The sequence below is a fragment of the Tetragenococcus solitarius NBRC 100494 genome, from assembly GCF_001544195.1.
Classification (GTDB): domain Bacteria; phylum Bacillota; class Bacilli; order Lactobacillales; family Enterococcaceae; genus Tetragenococcus; species Tetragenococcus solitarius.
The window spans coordinates 18,297-27,917 of sequence record NZ_BCPY01000034.1 but is presented as its reverse complement, the minus strand read 5'-3'; the positions used below and the strand labels follow the sequence as shown (position 1 = coordinate 27,917).

Sequence of the window (9,621 nt, the reverse complement as noted above, 5' to 3'; positions counted from 1 at the left end):
CATAAGTAAAACTTAGGCGTCTAATGGATAAAAATAAAGAGCCGGTTCAACACTTAAAGCTACATTACAGTTTAAAGATTAATGTCTCCAGAATTAGAAGATGGAGAAAAGAGGACGATAAAACATTTCTAACGTTTTATCGTCCTCTTTTAATATAAACAAATATTAATCTAGTTCTTCACCATTGGTTTCAATCACGTGTTTATACCAGTCAAACGAATCTTTTTTTAAACGTTTCATTGTACCATTTCCTTCGTTATCTCGGTCAACGTAAATCATACCATAGCGTTTTTTCATTTCTCCTGTAGAAAAGGAAACGAGATCGATAATCCCCCACGGGGTATAACCCATCAATTTTACGCCATCATGAACAACTGCTTTGATCATTTCTTGAATATGTTGGCGTAGATAATCGATACGTTCAGGATCATGGATTGTTCCATCTGTTTCGACAGTGTCAACAGCGCCAAAACCATTTTCAACAATGAATAGTGGAATTTGGTATCTGTCCCAGAAACGATTGAGTGTATAACGTAATCCGACCGGGTCGATGGCCCAGCCCCAATCGCTGACAGAAATGTAAGGATTGTCTACTTGATAAGGAATTTTACCTTGGACGTTTATTTCATCCGTTTCTTTGGCATTAAAATCAACGACATTGGACATATAGTAACTAAAGCCTAGATAATCTACTTTACCATTTGCTAGTATTTCTTCATCTCCGTCTAAAATAGGAATATCTAAACCCTCACGTTCAAACTCTTTTAAGGCGTAATTTGGATATTTTCCTCGTACTTGCACATCTGGGAAAAAGTAACGCAAATGCATCGATTCTTCGGCTAGCATAATATTATTTGGGTCAGCATTTAATGGATAAATCGGAACGTGAGAGACCATGGCGCCAATCTGGAAATTCGGATTGATTTCTTTTCCTTTAGCTACAGCTAGAGCGCTTGCTATTAAGGTGTGATGGGCTGCAGTGTACATGACCTCTTTAGGATTTTCTCCTGCTTTGACTTGCACTCCCACATTCGTCCATAGGAATACAGGATTTGAATAATCCATCATATTGTTGATCTCATTAAAAGTCATCCAGTATTTAACTTTATCTTTATAGCGTTTAAACACCACTTCAGCAAAGCGAACGAATAAATCAACTACTTTACGGTTACGAAAGCCACCATAATTTTTGGCAAGATTTAGCGGCATTTCAAAATGGGTGAGTGTTATTACGGGTTCAATCCCATATTTTAAGCATTCGTCAAATAAATCATCATAAAATTGTAGGCCTGCTTCGTTAGGCTCCGTATCATCGCCGTTCGGGAAAATACGTGTCCAGTTAATAGAAGTCCGGAAAGCTTTTAAGCCCATTTCTGCAAAAAGTCGGATATCTTCTTTGTAATGATGATAAAAATCGATGGCTTCATGATTGGGATAAAATTTATCTTTTTCGACTGTATCTGTAATTTCACGGAGTTTATTGGGTCCACCCACGGTCATAACATCGGCAACGCTGGGTCCTTTGCCGTCTTGATCCCAGCCTCCTTCAATTTGATGGGCGGCAACTGCACCGCCCCATAAAAAATTTTTTGGTAATTTACTCATTATTTGCCTCCTCATTGAATTTTATTACTTAACAACCGTTATGATTGAATCACTTGGTGCAACATGACGGGATTTTTCACTAGCTACTTGCTTAAAGTCATTGGTGTTGGTCACAATGATAGGGGTCACAACAGAATAGCCTGCTTGTTGGATAGCTTCAATATCAAAGTTGACCAATGAATCTCCTTTTTTTACCTCTTGTCCTTCTTTGACTGAACTTGAGAAATGTTCTCCGTTTAATTGTACGGTATCCATGCCAATATGAATCAATAGTTCAATACCATTTTTATCGGTTAATCCGATCGCATGTTTGGTAGGGAAAAAGGAAGTAATCTTACAATCAAAAGGAGCTACTAGTTTTCCTTCTGTTGGAAGAATAGCACCTCCTTGACCCATAGCGCCAGAAGAAAATACTTCATCTTCTACTTCCTTTAGAGGAACCAATTCACCTTCAAGCGGAGAATGAATCTGAATTTGAGTTCCTTCAACTAGCTCTTCTTTATCATCGGCTGCTGCTTCAGCAGCAATTTCTTCGCTACTTTCGTTCGCTATTTCATTGGCGGCTTCTGCTTCTAATGAAGCATCTGCATCTTTTCCTAAACCAAAAATGAAGGTTAATATAGTTGCCACCGCAAAAGCAATTGCAATACTTAAAACATATTGTGGGATAGGACTATAAGCAGGAATGGTTAAAACACTATTAAAAGCAAAACTGAGCAATCTTGCATCAAAGAAACCGACTAAGCCCCCACCGATGGCACCAGAGACCATCAAGATTGGAATTAAACGCCGATAACGTAAAATAAGACCGTATAAAATAGGTTCTGTTACACCTGCAAATATACCTGATAGAGTTGCGGCAAATGACAAGGAACGAATATTTTTATTTTTCCGGTAGCGTAAAAACACGCCAAAAGCAATCCCCATTTGTGCAAAAGTAGAGCCAGCTTGCATGGCATTGAGTGGGTCCCCATTACGAGCTAAATTGTCTAAGGTAATAGGTGTGAGTCCCCAATGTACACCCAATACAACAAGAAACGGCCAAACAGAAGCCATCAGCATACCTGTTAATACAGAAGAGAAGCTGAGTAAAGCAACCAGTCCATCCGCAATTAATTGACTCAAATATTGAGAGAATGGGCCAAAAATCAATGCAGTTAATGGTGTCATAATGATGATACTTAACATCGGAACAAAAAATAGCTGAATGGTATCAGGCGTATATTTTTTCAAAAACCGTTCCAATGGTGCAAAAAAAGCAATGGCCACTAATAATGGGAAAACAGTTGTCGAATAATCAGAGATAATCAGTGGAATACCTAGAAAATCTAAGTTTTGACTGCTATCCATTAAGGATGTAAAGCTAGGTTCTAATAAACCAGCTCCGATAATTCCTCCAACATATGGATTGGCATTTAAGAACTTAGCTGCTGAAATTCCGACAAAAATAGGGAAAAAGTAGAAAAGACCATTTGAAGCAGCATCTAATACAGCATAAGTAGCGCTTTCTTCGCTTAGCCAATTAAACATGGTTAATACCGCTAAGAGCGCTTTGACCATCCCTGCACCCGCTAATGAAGGGATAAGTGGTGAGAATGTACCTGAAATATATTCAAATACTTTAGCAAGCGGGTTTTTAGAACGTACAGATTTTTTTATTTCATCAGCGTTGCTTGCAGAGCCATTGGACGTACTATCTCCTGATTGAATCTGGTATTGATTCATAATTTCTTGGTAGACTTTAGCTACATGATTACCAATCACGACTTGGTACTGACCGCCGCTTTCAACGGCAGTTAAAATTCCAGGATTGTTTTTGAGCGCTTCTTCGTCAACCTTGCTTGTGTCTTTTAATTGAAACCGAAGACGAGTAGCGCAGTGGACTAGAGAAATGATATTTTCTTCACCGCCAATATGTTCAATAATAAATGTAGCGGTTTCTTTATTATTTGCCATGTTGCACATCCTTTCTTTTTAATGAACAGTATAAAGAATAACTGTATGGGTATAATTTGTCAATACCCGTATAATATAGTTAAAAATTAAAAAATATGATATAATAACGAAACAATGCAACAGAAAGGAACGTCTGTATGCCAAAATATAAAGTCATTGCGCAAAAACTGATTCAAAAAATTAATTCGGATGATATGAAACAAGGAGATAAATTAGCTAGTATTGAAGAACTTATGAAATACTTTAATGTAGGTAAAAATACCATTATTCAAGTTTTAACGGTATTAGAAAGACAAGGATATATTTATCAGGTAAGAGGCAGTGGGAATTTTGTGCGAAAACATCGTAGACACGGTTATATCAATATTATGGAAACTAGCGGATTGCGTAATAATCTACAGGGATTTAATTTAGATACTAAAATGCTAGACTTAAAAGTAATAAAACCAACTACGGAAGTAATGGCCAATTTAAATATTGATGAAGATGAGGAGGTTTATTATGTAAGACGTTTACGCTCAATTGAAGGCAGAAAATTTTCTGTGGAAGAATCTTATTATTTAAAAGATGTCGTTCCTTACCTAAATCAGGATATTGTTGAGGATTCGATTTTTAATTATCTGGTAAATGATTTAAAAATTAAGCCGGGTTTTACAGACCAATTTTTACGGGTAAGTAAATTGAATGAAGCAGATGCAAAGTTACTAAACTTAAAGGCAGGAGATCCGACAATCTTTTTAGAATCTATTTTTCACTTGGAAAATGGCCGGGCTTATGATTATTCGAAAGTTCTTTATCACTATGAAGAAACTCAATTCTTTATTCAGGGAACAGGAACTATGAATCTCTAGGTCGATGTCTATAGAATAACTAAAAAATGAAGCAATGGCTCAAAAAAGAGGATTGCTTCATTTTTTAGTTATTTTAAAATTGGCGCTTATTTATTCGTTTATATTTGAAAGACAATTAATGAGATCTGAAAATCGTTCAACCTGACTTATTTTCTTTTGTAGACGATCACTTTCTACTAATTTCGATAAATAATCAAAAAATGTCTGCAATCGGTCTTTATCGTTATCTTTACCTATTATTAAGAAAATAATTTTTACACTGTTTTCTTTATCCCACATTATAGGTACTTTCGAAATACAAACTGAAATTTTTGTTTCATCAACATGGTTGTCAATCGCATGGGGAATAGCGATCAAGGAGGTTACGTTTGTTGGGATAATTTGTTCTCTGGCGATTACTTTTTCAATAAAAGTATTTGAGATAGTATAGTGTTCTTTTATCAGAGAGACTAACTCGGAAATCAATTTTTCCTTTTCCATTTTTATTGTATTGATATGAAAGAGTGCAGAATCAAATAATGACGATAGCTCTGAAAGCCTTTTATCTTGTTCTAAAAGTCGCTGGATTTCTTGTAACCCTTTTTTTATTTCCATAAAATCGATCCGAACAACTGGAATATTTGCCTTAGGAAGCGGAATCGTTGAAATAATAAAATCAGCGGTTATGTTTTCTTGTAATTGAAATGTTGCAAAGGAAATGGTGTCGATGATTTCCACTTGTTCAGGGAAATTTTTATGTATAATCGCTTCTAACAAACGACTACTTGAAAGACCTTGTCCACAAATAATCAAAGCTTTCTTTTTCCTCGACTTCTTTTCATTACTACGTTCAATTGCTGCTGCTATATGCAAAGCGATATAACCAATATCATCTTCTGTAAAGTGATAACTTTGTAGAAATTCATTTTTTGAAACTGCCATAACGGTTAATTCAAAGGCATAGGAATAGTTTCTTTTGATTGTAGGCAATAACGGATTTTTTTTAATGGTTAAAATGTCTTTTAATGGTAAATAAGTAGAAAAGTGTAAAATTAAATCATTTTTTAGGATTTCATCTGTTTGCAAATTTTCTCCAAAGGTTTGTTTAATCTCTTCTAGCAGTTGTTGGACCAATTGTTCAATTTCTTTTTGGTATTGATTAGAAGTCTGGTGTTGCAATTCGGTAAAGAAATGAGCAAAGATCCAGTTTTTATCATTATCAGTAAAAGTCAAATGATAGTTTGTTTCCACCCAATGAATTAAATGGACTACTGGTTGTTGGATAACCGAGTCGAACAAAGTCATTTGCCTTAATTTTTCGATGTTATTATTTTTTTTAACCCTTAAAACCGCAATTGCAATATGGATAACAAAATTTTTCCGATTATAATCGGTTATTTTGTACTCATGAGGTGGAAGGAGTTCAATTGTTTTTTGAAAAATTTCCTTTAAGTCAATTTCTTTAAAGATTCTTTGTTCGAGTATGGAAAATTGTGAAATGTAACTATTAAAATTTCGTTCAATCAATTGCTCAGCAAAACATTGGCGGAAATTAATTTCTTGTCCAGTTAGCTTGTAGCCAATATTTGTTTTAGAAGTAATCGTAAGTTCATATGAATGAAGCAATATTTTTAATTGTTTTAGGTAACCAAGAAGTGTTGTTCTACCAACAAAAAGGGTGTCGCAGAGTTCGTCTATTGATAAATAATCTTCTGTAGTGAGCAAAAGGTATAATAACTGTTTGACTCGATCTTCGGTACTTTCTAATGAAAAAACCACGGTTGATAATGGCTTATTTGTGAGTTCATGAAGTATAGGCAAAGCTTTTTCTTTATCCTGTAATTGATATCCAACGCCACGTAATGTTACAATTTTCGTGTTATATTTGAACAACTCGTTATTTAATTCTTTAATATCACTTCTTATTGTACGCTCCGAAACCGAAAAAAGTTTAGTCAGATCGTGCATTGTACATATGTTTTCAGTATTAAAATGAAGAAAAAGTTGTTCTAATCGTTTATAGGCTAACATTTTTTCCTCCTATCTGTATTTTCTTAAAGTTAAGTATAGAGGAACGAGCATATTAAACCAAGCATGGATGATTCAATTTTTTTGAAAATGTTATTTTATTTTAAATTTGGCTTGTCTCAAACACATATTGACAGCGTTTTCTAAGGTAGAAAGCTGACATTTTAAAATTCAATTTTTATTTGCAGTTTTGAAATGGCAAAATGTGAACAAAAATGTTCGCGTTCTGCCATTTTTTACTGGCAATTAAAGGAGTATAAATCGCATCTACTTTTGTATATAGTAAAAGCAGACAAGGAGGTATGTAAATGGACGAAAATACTGAAGAGTATTTTTCAGAGCGCTATCTTCAATTTATACCGGCTGTAACAGATTGGAAAGAAGCCATTCGTCTGGCAGCACAGCCGTTACTAGAAGAAAAAACCATAAGAAAATCTTATGTTCAGGCTATGATTCAAAATGTCTTAAATATGGGAGATTATATTATTTTAGTTCCTAATGTGGCTATGCCGCACGCTCGACCAGAAACAGGAGCATTAGAAAATGGGATAAGTATCTTAAAATTAGATGAACCTGTGTACTTTAATCAGGGAGAGGCGGTCCAACTGATTTTATGTTTAGCTACAAAAGATAATTTTCACCACTTGCAGCTTTTACAGAAAGTTTCAGCAATTATTGATGAAGAAGAAAAAGTAGAGGCGCTTGTGCGGCTCAAAAATAAAAAAGAGTTTATTGCGTTAATCAATACATTTATTCAAGAGGAGGAAGAAGAATGATACGAATTTTAACAGTATGTGGAAATGGCATTGGAAGTAGCAATTTGCTGGCGATGAAAATCAATCAAGTGGCAAAGAAAAATGGGATTGAGGTAGATGCGAAGTCATGTGATCTCAACGCCGCTTCGGGAGAGAGCCCAGATCTTTTTGTCACTGTAGACGAATTTGCAAAACAATTACCGCAAGACAAGAGAATCACCACTGTACGTAGTTATGCGGACAAAAAGAAAATTACAGAAGATATTTTGCCCGTATTAAAAGAGTTAAGTAAAGAATAAATTCTTACTATTGTAAAAGACGACTAATAACGTGAGGAGTTGAAGAAATGGGTTTTTTAGAATTTGTAAAAGACATGTTTAGCGAACCGGCAATATTGATGGGGCTTGTTTCCTTTGTTGGTTTAGTTGCGATGCGTTCACCTGGGCATAAAATATTAACTGGCACATTAGGTCCTATTTTGGGTTATTTAATGTTATCGGCCGGAGCGGATGTAATTAGTGGAAATTTAGATCCGCTTTCTTTAATGATTGAAGAAGGTTTCCACATTACTGGGGTTGTTCCGAATAACGAAGCTGTCACGTCAGTTGCCCAAGAGGTTTTAGGTGTAGAAACGATGACAATCTTGATTGTTGGCTTAGTATTTAACCTCATTATTGCTCGATTTACTCGATATAAATATGTATTTTTAACCGGACATCATTCATTTTTTATGGCATGTTTATTATCCGCAGTGTTAGGTGTAATGGGATTTGAAAGTGTATCGCTCATCCTTGTAGGCGGTTTTTTTCTTGGTGCATGGAGTGCTATTTCACCAGCCATTGGTCAAAGGTTTACTTTGCAAGTCACTGATGGAGATGAGGTAGCTATGGGACATTTTGGTTCGGTTGGTTATTATCTTTCGGCTTTGATCGGTAAGTGGGTGGGAAAAGGCTCTCCTTCTACAGAAGACATTAAGGTTCCAGAAAAGTTTGGCTTTTTACGAAATACTACAATTTCTACAGCGTTAACTATGGTTATTTTTTATCTCGGTTCTGCCATTGCAGCCGGCCCAGAATTTGTTGCTACATTGTCTGATGGTCAGTCTCCTTATCTTTTTGCCATTCTTAGTGGTTTGAAATTTGCTGTCGGAGTAAATATTGTTTACGCTGGTGTACGAATGATTTTAGCTGACTTGTTGCCGGCATTTCAAGGAATTGCTGATAAAATAATTCCTAATGCAGTACCGGCCGTGGACTGTGCGGTATTTTTCCCTTACGCACAGACAGCTGTCATTATCGGTTTTATCTCGAGTTTTGTCGGTGGAATTATTGGCATGTTAGTTTTAGGCGCAATTGGCGGTGTTTTGATTATCCCAGGTTTAGTACCTCATTTCTTCTGTGGAGCAACCTCTGGAGTTTATGGAAACTCGACAGGAGGGAGAAGAGGAGCCATTGTGGGCTCATTTGTTAATGGATTATTATTAGCCTTTCTTCCAGCGCTTTTATTACCTGTGTTAGGGGATTTAGGTTTTTCCAATGCTACCTTTGGCGATTTAGATTTTGGTTGGATCGGCATCTTACTGGGAAAGGTAGGCGGACAATTTGGAACGTTTGGTATCTATGTGATTATGATCGTTGTTTTAGTCGTCTTATTCTTACCTAGTATAATCAAACCGTCTAAGACGGCGTTAAATAATATTGAGTTGGAGGAAGAAGAATGACATTTTCGATTGATATTTACTCGGATGGTGCTGTAGTTGAAGATATGATCCACATGAAAGAACAAGGAACAGTTACTGGTTTTACAACAAATCCTAGTTTAATGAAGCAAGCTGGGATTACCAATTATCTTTCTTTTGCAAAAAGGGTTTTACAGGAAGTGGAAAATTTTCCCATTAGTTTTGAAGTTTTTGCAGATGACTTTGAAACAATGGAAAAAGAAGCAGAAAGACTTGCGAGTTTAGGGGAAAATGTGTATGTAAAAATTCCAATCACTAACTCATTAGGCCAATCGTCAATTCCACTTATTAGAAGTTTATCGGCTAAACAATTAAAACTAAATATTACAGCGATTATGACAACCGATCAAGTAGAAAAGACCGTAGATGCTCTAGCCGAAGGAACAGAAAATATTGTTTCTGTTTTCGCAGGAAGAGTAGCAGACACAGGTGTTGACCCAGTACCTTTAATGAAACAAGCATTAGAGATTTGTCGAGAAAAACAAGGGACTAAGTTGCTGTGGGCAAGTTCCAGAGAAGTGTATAACATTGTACAAGCGCAAGAGTTAGGCGTCGATATTATCACAGTTACTCCAGCAATTTTGGCTAAACTTACGATGTATAAAAAGGATTTAGAAGAATTATCACTAGAAACAGTGCAAGGTTTCCATAATGATACAAAAGCATTAGGATTTACGATCTTAGATGAATAACGAAAAAGGGGCAATCT

8 protein-coding genes are annotated in these 9,621 nt (G+C 35.8%); 5 read left to right on the top strand and 3 right to left on the bottom strand.

Annotation, left to right across the window (positions count from 1 at the left end; genetic code table 11):
* Window positions 1-165 precede the first annotated feature (165 nt).
* Complete coding sequence (locus tag TS1_RS09500; protein WP_068710162.1) at window positions 166-1,605, bottom strand: 6-phospho-beta-glucosidase; 1,440 nt, start codon at window positions 1,603-1,605, stop codon at window positions 166-168.
* A 24-nt stretch (window positions 1,606-1,629) separates the two neighbouring features.
* On the bottom strand, window positions 1,630-3,561 hold the full coding sequence (locus tag TS1_RS09495; RefSeq protein WP_068710161.1) for a beta-glucoside-specific PTS transporter subunit IIABC: 1,932 nt from the start codon (window positions 3,559-3,561) through the stop codon (window positions 1,630-1,632).
* Window positions 3,562-3,698: 137 nt separating this feature from the next.
* Between TS1_RS09495 and TS1_RS09490 the strand changes: the two genes are divergently transcribed.
* A complete protein-coding gene (locus tag TS1_RS09490; RefSeq protein WP_068710158.1) occupies window positions 3,699-4,412 on the top strand; it encodes a GntR family transcriptional regulator in 714 nt (237 codons plus the stop codon).
* 90 nt (window positions 4,413-4,502) lie between these two features.
* Here TS1_RS09490 and TS1_RS09485 read toward each other — a convergent pair whose 3' ends face one another.
* Complete coding sequence (locus tag TS1_RS09485) at window positions 4,503-6,422, bottom strand: BglG family transcription antiterminator (protein ID WP_068710152.1); 1,920 nt, start codon at window positions 6,420-6,422, stop codon at window positions 4,503-4,505.
* Window positions 6,423-6,727: 305 nt separating this feature from the next.
* Between TS1_RS09485 and TS1_RS09480 the strand changes: the two genes are divergently transcribed.
* From TS1_RS09480 to TS1_RS09465, 4 genes are read left to right on the top strand one after another with little or no spacing between them, the layout of a single operon-like run.
* Complete coding sequence (locus tag TS1_RS09480; protein WP_068710151.1) at window positions 6,728-7,195, top strand: PTS sugar transporter subunit IIA; 468 nt, start codon at window positions 6,728-6,730, stop codon at window positions 7,193-7,195.
* Window positions 7,192-7,473, top strand: coding sequence for a PTS sugar transporter subunit IIB (locus TS1_RS09475; RefSeq protein WP_068710149.1), 282 nt, complete (start codon window positions 7,192-7,194; stop codon window positions 7,471-7,473). Before TS1_RS09480 ends, TS1_RS09475 begins: the two co-directional genes overlap by 4 nt.
* 47 nt (window positions 7,474-7,520) lie before the next feature.
* Window positions 7,521-8,894: a PTS ascorbate transporter subunit IIC gene (locus TS1_RS09470; protein WP_068710147.1), complete on the top strand. Its 1,374-nt coding sequence runs from the start codon at window positions 7,521-7,523 to the stop codon at window positions 8,892-8,894.
* The gene (locus TS1_RS09465) at window positions 8,891-9,604 is read left to right on the top strand and encodes a transaldolase (RefSeq protein WP_068710145.1); all 714 of its coding nucleotides are present in this window, start codon (window positions 8,891-8,893) and stop codon (window positions 9,602-9,604) included. The genes TS1_RS09470 and TS1_RS09465 overlap by 4 nt, the downstream gene beginning before the upstream one ends.
* Window positions 9,605-9,621: the final 17 nt, after the last annotated feature.

What these genes read in the sequence shown, in the direction of transcription:
- TS1_RS09490 (WP_068710158.1), top strand. Translation starts at nt 3,699, where the DNA reads ATGCCAAAATATAAAGTCATTGCGCAAAAACTGATTCAAAAAATTAAT.
- TS1_RS09495 (WP_068710161.1), bottom strand. Translation starts at nt 3,561, where the DNA reads ATGGCAAATAATAAAGAAACCGCTACATTTATTATTGAACATATTGGC.
- TS1_RS09500 (WP_068710162.1), bottom strand. Translation starts at nt 1,605, where the DNA reads ATGAGTAAATTACCAAAAAATTTTTTATGGGGCGGTGCAGTTGCCGCC.
- TS1_RS09470 (WP_068710147.1), top strand. Translation starts at nt 7,521, where the DNA reads ATGGGTTTTTTAGAATTTGTAAAAGACATGTTTAGCGAACCGGCAATA.
- TS1_RS09485 (WP_068710152.1), bottom strand. Translation starts at nt 6,422, where the DNA reads ATGTTAGCCTATAAACGATTAGAACAACTTTTTCTTCATTTTAATACT.
- TS1_RS09480 (WP_068710151.1), top strand. Translation starts at nt 6,728, where the DNA reads ATGGACGAAAATACTGAAGAGTATTTTTCAGAGCGCTATCTTCAATTT.
- TS1_RS09475 (WP_068710149.1), top strand. Translation starts at nt 7,192, where the DNA reads ATGATACGAATTTTAACAGTATGTGGAAATGGCATTGGAAGTAGCAAT.
- TS1_RS09465 (WP_068710145.1), top strand. Translation starts at nt 8,891, where the DNA reads ATGACATTTTCGATTGATATTTACTCGGATGGTGCTGTAGTTGAAGAT.